This is a genomic window from Brevundimonas sp. (assembly GCF_016463485.1).
Lineage (GTDB): Bacteria > Pseudomonadota > Alphaproteobacteria > Caulobacterales > Caulobacteraceae > Brevundimonas.
On sequence record NZ_JAEMRD010000002.1, the window covers coordinates 70,578 to 88,819 of the forward strand.

An 18,242-nucleotide genomic window follows, 5' to 3' on the forward strand; every position below is an offset into this window, starting at 1 on the left:
CTCCCGGCGACCAGCCTATCTTTGACCACGTCAGCGGACTGATCTGATGCGCAATCCCTATCGCGGCCTCCCCGATCACCAGTTCTGGCGCCGGTCCATCTCGCGCACCGAGCCGCATCGGCTGGACCCCGTCGTCATGACCCGGTTCCAGATCGACCCGAACTCCAAGGTCGCCACCGCCGGCAGCTGTTTCGCCCAGAACATCTCGCGCAAGCTTCGCCAGATCGGCTTTAACTACTATGTGCCCGAGGCTGGCGAGCATCTGGAACCCGAACAGCGCCTGCCGCACAACTACGGGGTCTTCTCCGCCCGGTTCGGCAACATCTACACCACAGCCCAGCTGCGCCAGTTGTTCGACGAGGCTTTCGGTCGCCGCACGCCCGCCGAGACCTATTGGAAGGATGCGCGCGGCCGGTTCTTCGACGTCTTCCGCCAACAGGTCGAACCGAACGGTTTTGCGACGCTCAAGGAGCTCAAGGCCGATCGCGAGGCGCACCTCGCCGCCGTGCGTACCATGTTTGAAACCTCGGATGTCTTCATCTTCACCCTGGGCCTGACCGAGGCCTGGCGCTCGAAGACCGACGGTTCCGTGTACTCATCGGCCCCCGGCGTGGTCGCCGGGGACTGCGATCCGGACAAGTACGAGTTCGTCAACTTCACCGTGCCCGAGGTCTGGGAGGAGCTCGAAACCTTCCTGAAGGCACTGAAGGAGGTGAATCCGGGCATCAAGGTGCTGCTGACCGTGTCGCCGGTGCCGCTGATCGCGACGTTCGAGAACCGCAACGTTCTGGTTTCGACCACCTATTCCAAGTCGGTGCTGCGGGTCGTCGCCGAGATGGCCATCAAGGCCTTCGATTGGGTCGACTACTTCCCGTCGTTCGAGATCTTCAACGGCAGCTTCTCTGGCGGAATGTATTACGAGCCCGACCACCGCGAGGTGAACCACCTCGGCGTCGCCCATGCCATGCGGGTGTTCCTGTCCAACTACGTCGATGGCGAGTCCAAGGTCATCGCGCCCAACCGTCCGTCCGCCGAACTGATCGCCCGCGCCAACAATCCCGGCGTGGTCTGTGATGAAGAAGCGATGGACGCCTACCGTTAAGACCGACTGTCAGGCGGCCGTATCGTCAGGCCGCTTTCGCCCATCGAAGCCCAGGCGCTGAAAGCTGACCCAGCCGTCCCGGACGGCCTGGCGCGGCCGATCGGCGCCCAACTGGGCCAGCTGGGCCGACCAGACGTCGCCCAGTTGCTGGACGGTCGATGTGATCCAGCCCGGCGGCTGCTGGCGTGACCAGTTCTGGATCGAGGCCGCGTTGAACACCAGCATCAGCAAGGTCGCAAAGGCGATGGCGCGGGTCGTCCATCGGCGGTCCCGTGCCGCCACCCCCTCGTCATCCGGTGGCGGTCCCGGCGGAAAGGCGAACCGGCCTAGCGCGACCAACGCGTTCCTGGGTGCTGTCTCGTGGCCGACCGACAGGTCGTGGGCATCGGCACTCGCGTTCCAGTCCGAGGGTGGGTCGGCCAGCCCCGCCTCAGCCAGCTGCATTTCCTGCCCTCGCGGCGGAAACGGCGATGCCGGTATCGCCGTGGGAAAGGGCCCGGGCTCTTCGGGATCGGTTGGGTCGGTCACGCGCGCGTCTCCCTGAGCTAGAACTGGAAATAGATGAAGGGCTGGACCCCGTCGGGGCGCACGGCCTCGACGAGCAGCAACCCCAGGCCGATCAGAACGCCGATGGTCAGGGACGGTGCCGGTGCCATCCGCTCGGCCAGCCCCTCGATCGCGCGGGGCGGCAACCAGTGCATGGCCAGCCCGCCGACGATCAAAGTGAGGAGGAACGGCGTCACCAGGGTCGCGGGCCCCATCCTGCCCAGCCCCTCAAGTACCTGAAGCGCCATCCCGAAGGTCTCCGACCTGAACAGGATCCAGCCCAGGCAGACGATATGAAAGGTGACGACCACCCCGACGACCGTGGGAACCACGCTGCGATTGCCGAGCACCGCCCGGCCCAGCCGCTCGATCACCTGCACCCCGCCGTGCAGGGCACCCCATGCGATGAAGGTCCAGGCCGCCCCGTGCCACAGCCCGCCCAGCAACATGGTGATCATCACATTGATGCAGGACGCCACCAGCCCACGCTTGCCGCCCCCCAGCGGCACATACAGATAGTCCCGCAGCCAGCTCGACAGGCTGATGTGCCAGCGCCGCCAGAAAGCCTGCATCGACGCCGCCCTGTACGGCTGATCGAAATTCCTCGGAAACGAATAGCCCAGCAAGGCCGCGATCCCGATCGCCATGTCCGAATAGGCCGAGAAATCACAATAGATCTGGACCGCATAGCCATAGACGGCCGCCGCGATGTCCAGCGCCGAATAGGCCGCCGGATCGAAGAATACAGGGTCGACCAGCCGCACCGACAGCTCCGACGCGATCACCGTCTTCTTGAACAGCCCCCAGCAGATCAGCAGCAGTCCATGGGTCGCCATCTCCCGCGTCAGGCGCGGCGCCCGGTCGAACTGGGGCAACAGGTCCGACGCCCGCACGATCGGCCCGGCCACCAGATGCGGGAAGAAGCTCATCAGCAGCATGACGTCGAGCAGCGACTTCGCCGGCGGCGTCTTTCCGCGCTTCACATCGACGACGTAGCTGATGCCCTGGAAGGTGAAGAAGGAGATCCCCACCGGCAGCACGATCTGGAGCAGCGGCAGGTCACGCTCCCACCCGAACCGGGACAGTAGCTCCAGCGCCTGATCGACGAAGAAGCCGTAGTATTTGAATACCCCCAGGATCAGCAGGTTGGCCGCGACCCCGGCCGCGACCAGCCAGCCGGCTCCAACCCGGGACCCATCGTCGGCGAGCGGCTTTCGCGCGATCAGGGCCGCAACGCCCCAGTTGAGCACCGCAGAACCGATCAGCAGCAGCACGAACCGCCAGTCCCACTGGGCGTAGAAGACCCAGCTGGCCAGCAGCAAGAACAGCTTTCGCTTGCCGTTCTCGCGGTCCAGCGACCAGGCGGTGAAATATGCGAACAGGAAAAAGACGCCGAACGCCAGGGTCGGGAACAGCATCTAACGTCCGCCCGCCGCGGCCTGTGGATTGCGCGCGTACCAGGCGCGGCCCGCCGTCATCAGGTCATCGTACAGCAGCCCGCCCAGCCAGTCGGCACCCGCCTCGTTGAAATGGACGTGGTCCTCGCGCATCAGCGGATCGCCCCAAGCACCCGCCCGCGTCAGCCGGTCGGCGGAGCAGTCGCCGCCCATCCGCCCACGCCAGTCCCAGAAGGCGACGTTCATCCGCGCCGCCGTGCGATACTGAACGTCACGCACAGCCGCCAGCATCTGCGGTGTGCGCCACCGCCCCTCGGTGTCGCCGGGACAGGTCCCACCACCCTCTCCCCGCATCGCCTCGGGTGCGCCCAGGATCAGGATGGCAGCGGCCGGTGCCTCCATCCGGAACCGCCGGATCTGCGCGGCCAGCAGAGCCTCGTAGGCGCTCAGATCGAGTGCCTCGTCGAACCCCTCATTGGTCCCGTATGCGATGACGATCAGGTCGGGATAGGCGTCTGCGACCGGCAGTCGCTGGTCGGTCAGCAACTCAAGGGTCGCACCCGACACCCCGACCGGTGTCCAGTCGATCGTGCGCGTCGGAAACCTCGCTCGCAACCGCCGCTCGACTGCCGCCGTGATCCAGCCGGCGGCCGTATGGCTGTCTCCGAACTGCACGATCCTCGCGTGGCCGACCCAGCGGCCATCGAGAGCACGGAACAGCGGGGCCAGGGCTTCGGCTTGGCACAGGCCGTCCGGGCAGGTCCGGCTGACCGGCGACGGCAGGGGCGTCCACGCCCTTTCCTGGGCCGAACCGGAGGACGTCGAAACGCCGATCGCCAGCGTCAGAGTCGCCAGGACAAGGCCCAGCCTTGCGGTCACGTCCCTGTGGCCTCGGGCGAAGCGGCTGCCGGTGCGACCAGGCCTGCGTCACGCCGGATCGCCGCCTCGACGGGCTCGGTGATTCTCAGATAACCGGCCATCGACATATGGATCCCGTCATTGGCCCGCATCAACTGGCGTCGCCCCGTATCGGTCGCCGCCAGATAGGCGTCATAGTCGCCCTCGGCGTCCGAGGTCAGGGCCACCGTCGACAGATAGGGCACGTTCAGCGCCGCCAACCGCGCCGACACGACCTCATTGATCACGGCCATCTTGCCGTCGAACGACGCCCGCTTCATCCGCGGTAGCCCGACCCAGTAGACCATGACGTCCCGGCTCCTCAGCAGGGCGACCAGGTCGTCGACCCGTTTGGCGTAGGCCACCTTCCAGCCGGCCGAGCCGAAATCATGGATCTGGCCGTCGATGCTGATCCCCTGGGCGTCGTTGGTGCCGAACAGGATGACGGCGACGTCGACGGGTGTCTCGGCGATCTGGCGCGCCGTCTTGTCCTGGATATCGACATAGTCGTATCGCGACAGGCCGGTGGAGACCTCGCTGAACTTGGTCACCGTGACACCGGGTTGGCCGTTGAGCTCGCGGTACAGGCCGGTCCACAGCCCGTCGGCCATCGAATCCCCGAACACCCCGACCCGCAACGCCCGGCGTTGGGCCAGACGATCCTTCAACGGTGTCACGGTCGGAAGCGCAGGCCCGGCCGCGACCGGCGGAGGCGCGGGCTCGACCGCCGGGGCCGAGGCATTGGCACTGGACCCGAACAGCAGCGTCGGCCGGCGCAGCCACGCCCGGCCGTCCGGGGTCAGCACCAGGCCGATCGCCACGCCGACCAGCAGCGCCGCCGTCAATGAGTTGATCCCTGCCCGCACGCCCCACACGTCCTGACTTGCCCCGACCCGCGTGTCTAACCCAGCAAGGCGATCCCGCCCATCGCCTGCGCCTCGCGAGCGAAGAAAAAGGTTAACCGTGGCGCACCGCTTCTGCGATCGTGCATAATGGAGGGCGGCAACCGACCCTTGATCCGCAAAGGATCAGGCGTTACGACCCGCCCACCAACGCATATTCATCAGAGAATGAAAAAGGGAGCCGATGCGCAAGATCTTTACGGACGCGGCCGCCGCCCTCGAGGGTCTGACCTTCGACGGCATGACGGTGATGTCGGGCGGCTTTGGCCTGTGCGGCATCCCCGAGAACCTGATCGCGGGGCTGAAGGCCTCAGGCGTCAAGGATCTGACGGTCATCTCCAACAATGCAGGCGTGGACGGCTTCGGCCTCGGCCAGCTTCTGGAGACGCGCCAGATCGCCAAGATGATCTCGTCCTACGTCGGCGAGAACAAGGAGTTCGAGCGCCAGTATCTGGCCGGCGAGCTCCAGCTCGAGTTCAATCCTCAGGGCACCCTGGCCGAGCGGATCCGCGCGGGCGGTGCCGGCATCCCGGCCTTCTTCACCGCCACCGGCGTCGGCACCCTGGTCGCCGAGGGCAAGGAAGTCCGTGAGTTCGACGGTCGCAAATACGTCATGGAGACCGGCCTCGTCGCCGACTTGTCGATCGTCAAGGCCTGGAAGGCCGACGCGGCCGGCAACCTGGTGTTCCGCAAGACCGCCCGCAACTTCAACCCGATGATGGCGACCGCAGGCAAGGCCTGCGTCGTCGAGGTCGAGCACATCGTCCCGACTGGCTCGCTGGACCCCGACAACATCCACACGCCGGGCATCTATGTCGATCGCATCATCCTCGGCACCTTCGAGAAGCGGATCGAGCAGCGAACCATCACTCAAAGGGAGGTCGCGTAACCATGGCCCGCACCCGCGACCAACTCGCCGCCCGCGCCGCCCGCGAGCTTCAGGACGGCTTCTATGTAAACCTGGGCATCGGCATACCGACCCTGGTGGCCAACTATATCCCAGCCGGGATCGAGGTAACCCTCCAGTCCGAGAACGGCATGCTCGGCATGGGTCCCTTCCCGTTCGACGAGGATGTCGACGCCGACCTGATCAACGCCGGCAAGCAGACCATCACCGAGATCCCCGAAAGCAGCTATTTCAGCTCGGCCGACAGCTTCGCCATGATCCGGGGCGGCCACATCAACCTGTCGATCCTGGGGGCGATGGAGGTCGCCGAGAACGGTGACATCGCCAACTGGATGATCCCCGGCAAGCTGGTGAAGGGGATGGGCGGCGCCATGGACCTGGTCGCGGGCGTCAAGCGCGTGGTCGTCGTCATGGAACACGCCAACAAGCATGGCCAGTCCAAGGTGCTGAAAGCCTGCACCCTGCCCCTGACCGGCACCGGCGTCGTCAGCCGTATCATCACCGACCTGGCGGTGTTCGACGTCAAACCGGACGGCGCGGGCCTTGAGCTGATCGAACTGGCAGAGGGCGTAACCCTGGAAGAGGTCGCCGCCAAGACCGAAGCCACCTATTCGATCTCGCCGCTGCTGGTCGGTTAGACGCTCCGCCCGGCAACCCACAGGCGATCCCCCTTGTCGTCGGCGGCCTGACGGGCCGATAGTCCGGCTGGGGAGACGCGCATGGATCGGGGGCGATGATGAGCGAGGGACGCGTCGACCGCACGCGGCCGGGCCTGCCTGCGCCTGCGTCGGCACGTCTGGCCGAGTTGGCCGAGGGCTTACGTCCGCCGGCCGAACCTGCAGGTTTCGGCGAGGCGACCCGGCTTGCTGCCCTGGGGGCCTGCGACCGTATCCGATCAGAGACTCGCGGCGGGGAGCTGACCGAGGCCCTGGCCGTACTGGCCCATCTGCGGGGCGGGATCGACCGACTGGACCCCCGGACCCTTCTGACCCGTCGCGGCCTGGGCGGGCTGTTCGACAGCCGCAAACGACGCCTCAAGGCCTTCCGCGCCCGGTTCGCCGAAGCGACGCGGACGCTGAGCGAATCCCTGGACGACCTTCAAATCCGCATCGGCGCGCTGGACCGGCGGTCTCAGGTTCTGGATGGCCTGTGGGAATCGATGCGGGGAGCGGCCTTTGATCTGGACGCCTGCGCTGCGCTGGCCCTGCATCCTTCGGGCCCTGCGCCTCTCGTCGAGCGGGGGCACCGGCTGGCGGATGCCCGCGACGCGGCTCTGCGGCTGCTGCCCGCGGTCCGCGTCATCCAGAACACGGACGTCCAGGCGCTGCATCGGTTGAAACTGGCCTGCGAAGCCCTGATCGAGTGGAACGCCGACTGGACCCAGGCCTTGGGCATGCACGTCAGGAAGCCGAAGACGATCCGCCCCGATCAGGCGCGTCTGGCGACCTCTCGCGAAACCGTCCTGGCCATGCTGGACACCGCCGTTCGCGAGGTCGAGACCGGGCGGTCCCGGCGCATCGACGAAGACGGCAGAATGGAACAGGCCCGACGCGGGCTCTGAACCCTCAGTCGGTTTCGCCGGCCGTCCACTCCAGAAGCTGGGTGTTCAGGTCGCGCGTGGCGATATCAAAGGCCGCCACGATCGACGAGACCCGGTTCTCGGTCGCCGGTTGGCGCACGGTGAACACCTGTTCCGAGGTCACCGAACGTTCCGGCAGGACCACCATCCGGGCGCGCGCCGAGATCACGACGGTCGGCACCGCGCCAGCATAATCGTACCGCGCCTCGAAGGTCGTGACATCCAGGCTCAGCACCCGGGTCGAGGCCCCGACCTCGCGCCGCCCGATAAGGCGGACCTGATCGGGACGCGAGGCGAACGTCGCCTCCAGCGCATCGTTGAACAGAACCTCGGCCGGCGAGATCCAGCGCGCCCCACCGATATAGGCGGCCTCGGTTCCGGTGATGCCCAGGATGCGATCGCCCTTGGACGCCTCGGGAAAATCGATGCGGCGCAGGGCCACGGCCACCGTTCGCGCCGCCACAGCGGAGTTGACCACCTCGGGCGCTTCGCCGCCGAACCGATAGGTCTGGACCGGATCGGGCGTCGACAACAGGGCGCAGCCGGACAGGGCCGCCGTGACGGCAAATGCGGAGGCCAGTTTCAGGGCCGTGCGGGTGAACGATGCGCCGGTCATGGCTGGACCTCCAGTTCCTTGGATGCGGGGCGGCCGATGAAGTCGCGCGGGCTGGCCCGGACGTCGTCGATCAGATCCTGAAGCGAGCCGGTCGCCTCATTCAACTCCTCGATCGTCTGGGTCAGTTGCGGCAGGCCGGTGGTGGCGAAATCACCCAGCGGCCGTTCCAGCGAACTCACCGAACGGTTGGCCGAGGCGATGGCCGCCTGGGCTTCCTCGGTGGCCTTGTTGATGTTCTCGATGGCCTGCCGACCGTCGGTGTTGATCAGCCGGCGGGCGTCGGCACCCAGGGCCTGGTACTCGGCGACGGCCTCGTTCGCCTTGGTCAGGGCCTGTTCCAGCTGGTCGAACATGCCCTTGCGGGCGTTCAGCTCGTTCGAGATCGTCTCGACATTGTTCAACGTGGTCGAGAACGAGCGGATGTTGTCGTCTGACAGCACCCGGTTAATCCGGTTCAGCGCATCCACCGTCTGGGCCAGAACGGTGCCGGACCCGCTCAGCAGCTCGGCGATCGGCGAGGGCTGGCTCTGGATCACCGGGATGACGTTCTCGGGGTACTGGCTCTTGAGCAAGGCGCTGCCCTCGGTGCCCGGCGTGATCTGGACGTAGTTCAGGCCGGTAATGCCTTGCGGCTCCAGCTGGGCGCGGGATGTCACCCGAACCGGCGTCGTGGCGTCCAGACGGATGCGGGCGATGACCTGATCGCCCTTCTTGGGATCCAGGTTCAGGTCGGTCACCTCACCGACCCGGATGCCGTTGAAGTGGACTTCGCCGCCTTCCGACAGACCGTTCACCGGCCCTGAGAACACGATGTCGTAAACGTCGTAGTCGTCGTTGAACTGCAACCGGGCCAGCCAGATCGTGAACACGATCAGGGCCGCGACCAGGGCGACTGTGGCGATGCCGACGGCGGCGTAGTGGGCGTCTCGTTCCATCTCGATCCTCAGGCGGCGGACTTGGTCGCCGCGCGTCCACGCGGCCCCAGGAAGTATTCCTTGATCCACGGATGGTCGGATTTCTCCAACTCCTGCACCGTGGCCTTTTCGACGACCCGCTTGTCAGCCAGCACTGCGACCTTGTCGCAGATCGCGTACAGACTATCGAGGTCGTGCGTAATCATGAAGACGGTCAGCCCCAGATCGTCCGACAGGTTCCGGATCAGGGCGTCGAACGCCGCCGCACCGATGGGGTCCAGCCCCGCCGTCGGCTCGTCGAGGAACAGCAGTTCCGGGTCGAGCGCCAGGGCCCGGGCCAGGCCGACCCGCTTCTTCATTCCGCCCGACAGTTCGGCCGGCTTCTGGTGATGGCTCTCGGGCTTGAGGCCGACCATGGCGATCTTCATCTCGGCCAGTTCGCGGATCGTGTCCTTGGACAGCCGCGTATGCTCCACCAGGGGCGAGGCGACGTTCTCGAGAACCGTCAGGGACGAGAACAGGGCACCCTGCTGAAACAGGGTCCCGGTCCGTTGCTCGATATCGGCCGACTGTTGGGACGTCAGGTCGCCGGTGTCGTGGCCGAAGATGCGGATTGTGCCGCCCTCGGGCTGCTTCAGGCCGATGATGGAGTTCAGCAGAACGGTCTTGCCCGTGCCCGACCCGCCGACGACGCCCAGAACCTCGCCGCGCTTCACGTCCAGGTCCAGGTCGCGGTGGATGACCTGTTCCCCGAACTGGCTCAGCAGACCGCGCACCTCGATCAGGTTGTCGCCGTCATAGGAACCGATGGCCTCGCCCTTTTCCGCGCTCACAGGTTCAGCTCCAGGAAGACCAGAGCAAAGATGGCGTCCAGCAGGATGATGGCAAAGATTGCCTGCACCACCGCCGCCGTGACCCGCCGGCCCAGGCTCTCCACGTCCCCCGATACCGCCATGCCCTGGCGACAGCCGATGGCGGCGATGACGATTGCGAACACTGGGGCCTTGATCATCCCGACCATCAAATGCGTGCCCATGTTTGGGTCCTCGCTGATGCGCTGGATGAAGAAGGCCGGGCCGTAGTCGAGCTGGCTCCACGTCACCAGCAGGCCGCCGAAGAAGCCCGACACCATGCCGATGAACGTCAGCAGCGGCATCATCAGCACCATGGCCGCGAGCCGGGGGATCACCAGGGCCTGGAACGGATTGACGCCCATCACCTGCATGGCGTCCACCTCCTGGTTCATCCGCATCGACCCGATCTCGGCAGCGAAGGACGAGGCCGAACGACCGGCCAGCAGGATGGCGGTAATCAGCACCGCCAGCTCGCGCAGCACCGCCACGGCGACCAGCTGGACCGTGAACACCCCGGCCCCGAACTGGGTCAACAGGTTGGCCCCCAGGAAGGCGATGACGGCACCGATGAAGAAATTGGTCACGGCGACGATGGGCAGGGCGTCCAGCCCCGATCGCTCGGCCTGGCTGAACCAGGCGGCCCAGCGAATCCGGCCGGGACGGGCCAGCGCCGTGCCCGTCGAGGTGATCAACCGGCCTAGGAAGGCCATCGAGAGGACAAACTCGGCCCCGACGTCGGCCACGCCATGGCCGATCTTGGAGAAGGTCTGGGTAAACGGATCAGGCTTGCGAGGCGGAGGTGCGGTCTCGCGCTCCAGCTTCTCGACCATGGCATAGACCCGGCCCGCTTCCGGCCGGTCGGCCCAGGCGTCCGCCGGAAACACGCAGTCCGAGGCCTGGACGATGACCAGAGCACCGGCCGTGTCGAACCGCCCCAGACCACTGAGATCGACACTGGAAATCTTGCGGCCCGACAGCTTGTCACTGAGTGATTGCGCCGACCGACCGAGCCCTGCCGTGGTCCAGTCGCCGGTCAGCCGCAGCCGCGCGCTGCCACCCTGGGCCTCCTCAATCTGGAAATCGGCTGTGCTCATCAACTCCCCTTAACCCAGCTCCGGGACGACGCCCATGGCCAAGCTGTCGTTACGAACGCCGATCCCTCGTTACGGTTCAGCTATGGCGCCTAAAAGGCGTCACATCATCGTCCTCACGCGCCTCAGGTCGGCGAGGAAGGCGGCGCGCTCGCGTGTCTGCGCTTCGGGGTCCGGCAGTCGCAGCAGATAGGACGGATGGACCGTGATCATGGCCGCCGTTCCATCGTCCAGCGCCAGCGGCTGTCCCCTCTCCCGGGTCACCGCCACCTTGCGGTTCAGCACAGCCAGTGACGCCGTGGCTCCCAGCGCCAGCACCACCCTGGGCCTCACCAGCCGACGCTCGTGATCCAGCCACCAGCGGCAGGCCGAGACCTCGGACGCCACCGGCGTCTTGTGCAGACGCCGTTTGCCACGTGGCTCGTGCTTGAAATGCTTGACCGCATTGGTGACGAACACCTCACCGCGATCGATCCCTGCCTCTTCAAGTGCTGCGTTAAGCACCTGACCCGCCGGCCCCACGAAAGGCCGCCCCGCCAGATCCTCCTGGTCTCCCGGCTGTTCGCCGACGATCATCAACTTTGCCCTCGCCGGCCCTTCCCCGCACACACCTTGGGTGGCGTCGCGATAGAGCGGGCAGCGGCGACAGGCCTGAACCCCGTGACGCAGCTCTTCCAGGCTGGACGGAATGAACCCCTCGTCGAATGACCCGTCGCGGTTTGCGCGTGCGATGGCCTTGGCCAGCCGGGCGTTGGGTTCGGAAGGCGCTGACATGACCATCTTGTCGGTGCGGACGGCCGATGCCGCGATCAGCTCCGGGATCAGCTTCGCCTCGGGCAGGTTCTTCCAGTATCGCTTGGGCATTTCGCCCTGCATGGTTCGCGTCTTCAGCCGCGCCGGGTTGAAGGTCGAGGCGTAGTAGGTCTGCCAGAAGGCCTCGATCTCGTCCTCCTGCGGCGCATCCGCGGCGCTGGCCGGCGGGCCGAACGACAAGCCCGCATCTTCTTTTGTCATCCCCGCGCCCGGCGGGGACCAGAAGCACGACCCGTCCGGCGTCAGGATGGACCACCGCATGGTCGTGAACCGGTTGACGAAAAAGGGCGCGGTCTTCTCCAGCACCCGGTGCGCGGGCTCGAACCAGGCGACCCAGGCCTCGCCCGCCTCGTCCTTCACCTCCCGAAACCGGACGAAGGCCTTCATCTTGTGACTGGCGCGACTGACGTTCTTGGCGCGCTCCATGGCGTCGGCGACATCGACGTCGGAGACGATCTTCATCAGATCGGGCTCGTCGCGCAGCCGCCACAGCAGACGGTACATCAGGTCGAACCGGTCGCTCGACCGGTGCAGGATCACTTCCTTGGCGACATCGATGAAGGCCTTGGGGACCGTGAATTCCTTCTCCTTCCGCTCATCCCGGCGAAAGCCGGGACCCAGTTCTTTGGGCGGTTGAACGGGTGAGATTTGTTCGCCGTCGGGAATCCCTGACGCCATGGTTCGCGAAAGCACTGGGTCCCGGCTTTCGCCGGGATGAGCGGAGAGGGTTTCAAACAACCCGGCTTGTTGGCTGAGGCCAGCCACGCGAAACACCGCCTCCTCCGGCCTCACCCCTGCCAGCCGGAACGCCCGCGCCGCCGTGCGCCACCCGTCGAAATCCGTCTCGTGCTCAAGCGTCGCGACCCGCATCAGAACAGAGTGAGCTGAACCGGCTCCGGTTCCCTGACCAGCCGCGCCCGAAGGTCCGCCGCATCCGTCAGCCCGCCCGGCGACCAGTCCAGCGCCGTGATCCACGGCCGCACCTTGTCGATGCCTCGACACAGCCGCGCGACATCTTCCAGTCGCAGTGTCCGATAGCGCCGAACCCGCATCATCCGGTCGATCGACTTGACCCCCAGCCCCGGCACCCGCAGCAGCATCTCCCGATCGGCGATGTTCACATCGACCGGAAACGCCGCCCGGCTGTTCAGCGCCCAGGCCAGCTTGGGATCAATCGCCAGATCCAGCATCCCGCCCGTCGTCGCCCCCGCGATCTCGGGCGCAGAAAATCCGTAGAACCGCATCAGCCAGTCCGCCTGATACAGCCTGTGCTCGCGCATCAGCGGCGGCTTCGACAGCGGCAGCGTCGAACTGGAATCCGGGATGGGCGAGAACGCCGAATAATAGACCCGGCGCAACCCATAACCGCCGTACAGCGACGCGCTGCGATCCAGGATCTCGCTGTCCGGAGCGCCGTCTGCTCCGACGATCAACTGCGTGCTCTGGCCTCCAGGCGCGAATTTCGGCGGCTTGACCCGATCGCGCTTGCCGGGCCGGGCAGCCTCGACGCCGAGCCGAACCTGGCTCATAGCCTTCTTGATCACGCCCATGCTCTTTTGCGGGGCCAGCCGGCCCAGAGCCTCTTCGCGCGGCAGTTCGATATTGGCCGACAGCCGATCCGCATACAGCCCCGCCGCCTCGACCAGCCGGGGATCGGCCTCGGGGATCAGCTTCAGATGGATATAGCCGCGGAAATCGTGATCGACCCGCAGCTTCCTCGCCACCTCGACGAGTTGCTCCATCGTATAGTCGCCGGACTGGATGATCCCCGACGACAGGAACAGTCCCTCGATATAGTTCCGCTTGTAGAAGTTCAGCGTCAGCTCGACGACCTCGTCGACCGTGAACCGGGCCCGCTGCACGTTCGACGACACCCGGTTGATGCAATAGGCGCAATCGTAGATGCAGAAATTGGTCAGCAGGATCTTGAGCAGGCTCACGCACCGACCGTCCGGCGTATAGGCGTGACAGATGCCCATCCCCTCGGTCGAGCCGATCCCCTTGCCGCCGACCGAGTTTCGCTTCGAGGTTCCGGACGACGAACAGGAGGCATCGTATTTGGCGGCATCCGCCAGAACGGCCAGCTTCTGTCGCAGATCGAGTTGAGCCATGTTCGCTGTATGTTCCGGAACAGACTCCGGGTCCAGCGTGGCCGTTCGAAATTTTTCGCTTTTATCGCAGGTAGTTGAGCAGCGACGACTCGCCCAGCTTGCTCAGCACCTGGGCCGACGCCTGCACAGCGACCTGTGACAGTTGCAGGTCCGTCAGAGCCCGCGCCAGATCGGCGTCGGTCTTGGACGCGACCATGGCGTCCAGGGATTCGACCTGCCCCAGATGGCTGGCGTTGGTGGTCTCGACCTGTTTGGCCAGCGAGCCGTTGCGCGCGATCACTTCGATCGTATCGGTGCTGGCGGCGTCCAGGCGACTCAGCTGGGCCGTCAGGAAGGTCTTCTGCGCATCCGTCGGCTTGCCGGTCAGCGGGCCTGTCGCGGGGTCGTCGTTATAGGCCTGGATGTCGCGGAAGATCTGGAAGATGGCGGTGCCGATGTCCTCGGCCAGATAGCCGGTCTGGATCGAGCGCCCCTCACCCAGCCGCGACACCGGCGTCAGGCTGTCGTTGTCGAAGGTCGAGGCCACGTCCGGAGCCGCCGCCAGCTGGCCCATGGTCGACACATTGACCGGGGCCTGTCCTGTATTGCCTCCACCGAACAGATAGACACCCTGGTGTTCGGCGTTCAGCCCGTTCTGGATCGACTGGAACTGGCCACGCAGTTCCAGCATCAGCACATCGGCAGACTCCGAGGCCAGCACGCTGCCGATCGCGGCCCGGGCGGTCCCGATGCTGTCGTTGATCTGGTTCAGGGCCTGGTCCTGGGTCGCCAGCTTGGCGGCGACGGCTTCGCCGGTATCGAGGAAGGACTGCACCCGGCTCGTCGCCGCCTTGAGCGTGGTCAGGTTCTCGGCCCCACGGCCGAACCCCGCCATGTCGGTGGCGTTCTTCTGGGTCGACAGGCGGGTCTGGGCGTCCGTCTGCTGGGCTTGCGCATTCATCAGGTTCAGCAGGGCCGACTGATAGTTGCCGGGGGTCGATACGCGGTTCATCACACCATCCCCAGAAGGACGTCATACATGTCCTTGGCCGACTGGATCAGCCGGGCCGAGGCGTTGAAGGCCTGTTGATAGGTCGTCATCTTGACCAGCTCCTCGTCCAGATTGACGCCCTCGTAAGCTGACTGCCGAGCCGCCGCCTCGGTCTGAATGGCCTGCGAGCTTTCAGCCCGGGTCTTGGACGCAGCGGCGCGCGCGCCGATGTCACCGGACAGGTCTGCGGAGTATCGCGCGATCGACTGGGTCCCGCCCACCGATCCGCCCGCCGCCTGAAAGTTCGCCGACCTGCGACCCGCGTCGGCCAGACCCAGCGCCCCGCGCCCGTCGCCGGCGCTCAGTGCGGTCGCCCCCGCCGCGACACCCAGGTTCAACTGGGCCAGGGCCAGTTTGCCGGGATTGTTGCGGATGTCGGTCCTCAGCGCGAACCCGTCGGCGCGCGACGACCGGACCCCGGACCCGATGCCGAACAGCTCGGTCAGCGAGACGCCGGACGGTGTCTGGGTCGTGGTGTCTTCGGCAACTGAAACCACGGCCGGCGGCGATCCGGAGGCCCGGAACGTCACCGCGCCCGTCGTTCCGTCCAGCACGAAGGCGCCATATCGACCGACCCCGGTCACCGGGCTGTTCAGCGCCGTCAGCAGTTCCGACATCGTGCCCGTTCCCGCCGGCACGGCGACCGTCAGGTCGCGCAGTCGCGCCCCGCCTTCTTCGGCGAAGCGGAAGGTGACCGTCTCGCCCGGGGTGAAACCGTGCTGGGACGCCGCCGTCAGGCCCACGTCATACAGCGCCATCCGGTCGGTCGTGACCAGATCGTTGAGCCCGAAATAGTGCGAGAATCCGCGCCCGGCCTTGTTGGAAGGCGAGGTCGCGTCGTCGGCGATGGCCACGCCGTTGGTACCGGTCGCGCTCAGGCTCAGCACTCCGTTGGTGAACGACGCCGTCGCCGCACCGCCGAGCTGAGCGTTCAGGGTCGTCAGAAAGTTCGCCGGTGTCGTCCCGACCCCGTTCACCGTCATCGACGATCCGGAAAAGACGATGTCAGCCCGCGCCTGTATCACGCCGGACGTGTTGGTCACCGCGATCGTGGTCTGGCCGTTGAACCCGGTCAGGGCCGTCTCCAGCGTCTGGCCGACATTGCGTCCGGTCAGGGTCGTCGGCGCGGGCACGCTGGCGTTGGCATTGTGGGCGCGGTTCAGCTCGTCGGCGACCCGGGTGATTAGTTCGGCCAGCCGTTCCGCCGTCGCCGGTGCTTCGACATCGCGCAGTTCCAGCAGGCCCTTGATCTCGCCGCTCTTCAGCCCGTCTGTGAACGACCGCTTCTGGCCGCCCGGCTCGGTGACCCAGACGTCCTCGAAGGTGCTCTCGGCGTTGACCGCGCCGGCCCCGCGATACTCCAGCGTCGCCGCGCCCTGCCCCGCCAGAAGCAGGCCCGCGGAACTGCGGATAGACACCCCGCCGTTCGAGCGCTGGGACACCTTGACGTCCATCAATTCGGCCAGCTGGCTGATCAGTGTCGCCTGTTGGGTTTCCGCACCGGAAGCGTCGCCGTTGATCACCGTGGCCCGCGCGATATCGACGTTCAGGGTCTCGATATGCTGCAACAGGTCGTTGGCCTTCTCGACCGCCGTCTGGATCCGGCCGTCCGCGTCCTCGCGCACGGACTGGATCTGGGCCGAGATGCGCGTGGACTCGTCGAACAGGGCTTCGACCTTGAACAGCGCTTCCTGACGCAGCGGCGAGGAGCCCGCGCTCTCGGCCATGGTCGCAAACGACGCGAACGCCGCATCGACCTGCGAAAAGAAGCCGCTGTTTCCGCCCGGATCACCGAACAGGGTCTGGATCCGGTCGTACAACTCATACCGGACGCCCTGGCGGTTGGAGTCGGCGCTGGCGTTCAGGCTGGCGGATTGCAGGAACCGGTCGGTGGCCAGGCGAACCCTCGCGACCTCGACGCCGGACCCGACGCCCTCGGTGGTCAGCGACACCTGCTCGGCGATCTTGCGGACATAGCCGGGCGTGTTGACGTTGGCGACGTTGTCCGAAACCACGCGCAACTGGGTCTGGGCGGCGGACAGCCCCGAGTTGGCGATGTTCATGATGGAACTCAGCGACATGGGATCGCCTCCACCATGGCCAAGTCGGCGCCCGGCAAGGCCTTCCGACCGCGCGGCGCTTCTTGCCCGGCGACGGTATGTTCAATGACCGCCAGGGCCTTGAATTCCTTGAAGATGGCTGATCGCGCCTGTTGCATGAGAGGCGAGGTGCGCAAGCGTCGGGCCAGACGCAAGCCGCACCGCGCCGCCGGGCAAAAAACGCGAAGACGCGGCAAGAATCGCCACGATGACGGACGACCTGCCCACGGCTCCGTCATGATTTTCCGAGCAAATACAACAGCCAACGAACTGGCCCGCCGCTTGCGAGGCCCGACAATGAACACCCAGGCGCAGCAGGCGCCGCCCCGCCTCCAGCCGAAACAGCCTGCCGCCTCATGTCCGCCGCCGTCCTCCTCGCCATGCCGACCGCCACCGTCGCCCCCAGGGGCGACACGGGCTCCGTCGCGTCTGCCGACGACGGTGCCTTCGCTGGACTGGTCGCCGCCGAGACCGCGACGGCGGATACGGCTCCGCCTGCCGCTCCAACGACGACATCGGCCGAGCACGCCCAGCCGGTCGCCGCCCCCAATCAGGTCCACGCCCTGATCTCCACCGCCCTCGCCTTCGCCCTCCAGCCCCGTCCGGCCGAAGGCGGCGCTGCCGTCGAGAGCACCGGTACAGCGGGGACGGATGCGAACGTTCCGGTCGCTGCAACCGTGAGCGAGGATCAACTGCCGGCCGATCCTGAAACGACCATCGGCGCATCCGACCTGTCCTCCGAGATCCAGGCCGCCGACACGGACCAGCCCTCATCGGACTCAGCCGCGTCGCCCCAGCCGGCCGTCACGCCCCTGCCGGAACCCGTCGCCGTGTCCGTCAGGTCGGCAGCGTCGGATGAAGCCGCCAGTCGGCTCACCCAGGCCGTCGCCCCTTCCCCGATCGACACCACGCCCGACCAGGCGAGCCCTGCCCCTGCCGAACAATCTGACGGCGAGAGGCTTGAGGCTCCTGCCGCGTCGACTGACGCCTCAACCGACGCATCCGCTGCGAGTCCGACCGCGACCGCCGCACAGGCCGTCGCCAAGGCCCTCGCCGCCCTGAACGTCTCGCCCACCCAAACCCTGCAGACGCTCGCGCCCGAACGGGTCTCCGCCCCGGTCGCCAAGCGTGACCCGACGGCCCTGACCGCGTCCGAGCCGACAGTCGCGGTCAAGGACCCTCTCCCGACCGAAACGCCTCTAAGCAAGACCAGCCCGACTGAGACGACGTCGTCCGAGACCTCGTTCTCCCAGGTGTCGGAAGGAGCGGCCACAAGGACGTCGCCAGTCGCAGCCAAGGCCATGTCTGATGCCGCGCCGGCTGCCGCCAGGCCCCCAGAAGCCCCTGTACAACCGCTCGCGCCCTCCATCGAAGCCATCGAAAC

17 protein-coding genes are annotated in these 18,242 nt (G+C 66.5%); 5 read left to right on the top strand and 12 right to left on the bottom strand.

Translation table 11 applies throughout. The features are described from left to right. Nucleotides 1–46: 46 nt before the first annotated feature. A complete protein-coding gene (locus JHC99_RS01030; RefSeq protein WP_292151612.1) occupies nucleotides 47–1,102 on the top strand; it encodes a GSCFA domain-containing protein in 1,056 nt (351 codons plus the stop codon). A gap of 9 nt (nucleotides 1,103–1,111) precedes the next feature. Here the strand turns inward: JHC99_RS01030 and JHC99_RS01035 are convergent, their stop codons facing one another. Genes JHC99_RS01035 through JHC99_RS01050 form a run of 4 tightly spaced genes read right to left on the bottom strand, consistent with a single transcriptional unit; the run spans nucleotide 1,112 to nucleotide 4,808 of the window. After that, nucleotides 1,112–1,630 (bottom strand): hypothetical protein, encoded by a 519-nt coding sequence (locus JHC99_RS01035; protein WP_292151613.1) that lies wholly within the window; start codon nucleotides 1,628–1,630, stop codon nucleotides 1,112–1,114. Nucleotides 1,631–1,647: 17 nt separating this feature from the next. Beyond that, a complete protein-coding gene (locus JHC99_RS01040; protein WP_292151614.1) occupies nucleotides 1,648–3,066 on the bottom strand; it encodes an MBOAT family O-acyltransferase in 1,419 nt (472 codons plus the stop codon). Further along, the gene (locus tag JHC99_RS01045) at nucleotides 3,067–3,924 is read right to left on the bottom strand and encodes a GDSL-type esterase/lipase family protein (RefSeq protein WP_292151615.1); all 858 of its coding nucleotides are present in this window, start codon (nucleotides 3,922–3,924) and stop codon (nucleotides 3,067–3,069) included. Continuing rightward, complete coding sequence (locus tag JHC99_RS01050; RefSeq protein ID WP_292151616.1) at nucleotides 3,921–4,808, bottom strand: DUF459 domain-containing protein; 888 nt, start codon at nucleotides 4,806–4,808, stop codon at nucleotides 3,921–3,923. Before JHC99_RS01050 ends, JHC99_RS01045 begins: the two co-directional genes overlap by 4 nt. Nucleotides 4,809–5,028: 220 nt before the next feature. Here JHC99_RS01050 and JHC99_RS01055 point away from each other — a divergent pair, with 220 nt between their 5' ends. The 3 genes from JHC99_RS01055 (at nucleotide 5,029) to JHC99_RS01065 (ending at nucleotide 7,312) form a co-directional block, all read left to right on the top strand. After that, complete coding sequence (locus JHC99_RS01055) at nucleotides 5,029–5,733, top strand: CoA transferase subunit A (protein ID WP_292151617.1); 705 nt, start codon at nucleotides 5,029–5,031, stop codon at nucleotides 5,731–5,733. 2 nt (nucleotides 5,734–5,735) lie between these two features. Continuing rightward, on the top strand, nucleotides 5,736–6,389 hold the full coding sequence (locus tag JHC99_RS01060) for a 3-oxoacid CoA-transferase subunit B (protein WP_292151618.1): 654 nt from the start codon (nucleotides 5,736–5,738) through the stop codon (nucleotides 6,387–6,389). A 98-nt stretch (nucleotides 6,390–6,487) separates the two neighbouring features. Next, nucleotides 6,488–7,312, top strand: a complete 825-nt coding sequence (locus JHC99_RS01065) for a hypothetical protein (RefSeq protein WP_292151619.1) — start codon at nucleotides 6,488–6,490, stop codon at nucleotides 7,310–7,312. A 4-nt stretch (nucleotides 7,313–7,316) separates the two neighbouring features. Here JHC99_RS01065 and JHC99_RS01070 read toward each other — a convergent pair whose 3' ends face one another. The 8 genes from JHC99_RS01070 to flgK all read right to left on the bottom strand — a co-directional run bounded on the left by JHC99_RS01070 (nucleotide 7,317) and on the right by flgK (nucleotide 16,840). Next, nucleotides 7,317–7,946 carry an ABC-type transport auxiliary lipoprotein family protein gene (locus JHC99_RS01070; protein WP_292151620.1) on the bottom strand — a complete coding sequence of 210 codons (630 nt, stop codon included), beginning with the start codon at nucleotides 7,944–7,946 and terminating at the stop codon, nucleotides 7,317–7,319. Next, nucleotides 7,943–8,881, bottom strand: coding sequence for an MlaD family protein (locus JHC99_RS01075; protein ID WP_292151621.1), 939 nt, complete (start codon nucleotides 8,879–8,881; stop codon nucleotides 7,943–7,945). The genes JHC99_RS01070 and JHC99_RS01075 overlap by 4 nt, the downstream gene beginning before the upstream one ends. An 8-nt stretch (nucleotides 8,882–8,889) precedes the next feature. After that, entirely contained in the window at nucleotides 8,890–9,693 is an 804-nt protein-coding gene (locus JHC99_RS01080) for an ABC transporter ATP-binding protein (RefSeq protein WP_292151622.1), read from the bottom strand. Next, nucleotides 9,690–10,808 (bottom strand): ABC transporter permease, encoded by a 1,119-nt coding sequence (locus JHC99_RS01085; protein ID WP_292151623.1) that lies wholly within the window; start codon nucleotides 10,806–10,808, stop codon nucleotides 9,690–9,692. Before JHC99_RS01085 ends, JHC99_RS01080 begins: the two co-directional genes overlap by 4 nt. Nucleotides 10,809–10,907: 99 nt before the next feature. Further along, a complete protein-coding gene (locus tag JHC99_RS01090; RefSeq protein ID WP_292151624.1) occupies nucleotides 10,908–12,296 on the bottom strand; it encodes a UdgX family uracil-DNA binding protein in 1,389 nt (462 codons plus the stop codon). 191 nt (nucleotides 12,297–12,487) lie between these two features. Next, a complete protein-coding gene (locus JHC99_RS01095) occupies nucleotides 12,488–13,729 on the bottom strand; it encodes a putative DNA modification/repair radical SAM protein (RefSeq protein ID WP_292151625.1) in 1,242 nt (413 codons plus the stop codon). A 61-nt stretch (nucleotides 13,730–13,790) separates the two neighbouring features. Beyond that, complete coding sequence (locus JHC99_RS01100) at nucleotides 13,791–14,720, bottom strand: flagellin (protein ID WP_292151626.1); 930 nt, start codon at nucleotides 14,718–14,720, stop codon at nucleotides 13,791–13,793. Next, on the bottom strand, nucleotides 14,720–16,840 hold the full coding sequence (gene flgK / locus JHC99_RS01105) for a flagellar hook-associated protein FlgK (RefSeq protein ID WP_292151627.1): 2,121 nt from the start codon (nucleotides 16,838–16,840) through the stop codon (nucleotides 14,720–14,722). Before flgK ends, JHC99_RS01100 begins: the two co-directional genes overlap by 1 nt. Before the next feature lie 374 nt (nucleotides 16,841–17,214). Between flgK and JHC99_RS01110 the strand changes: the two genes are divergently transcribed. Beyond that, a partial coding sequence (locus tag JHC99_RS01110) for a hypothetical protein (protein WP_292151628.1) occupies nucleotides 17,215–18,242 on the top strand: 1,028 nt, incomplete at its 3' end.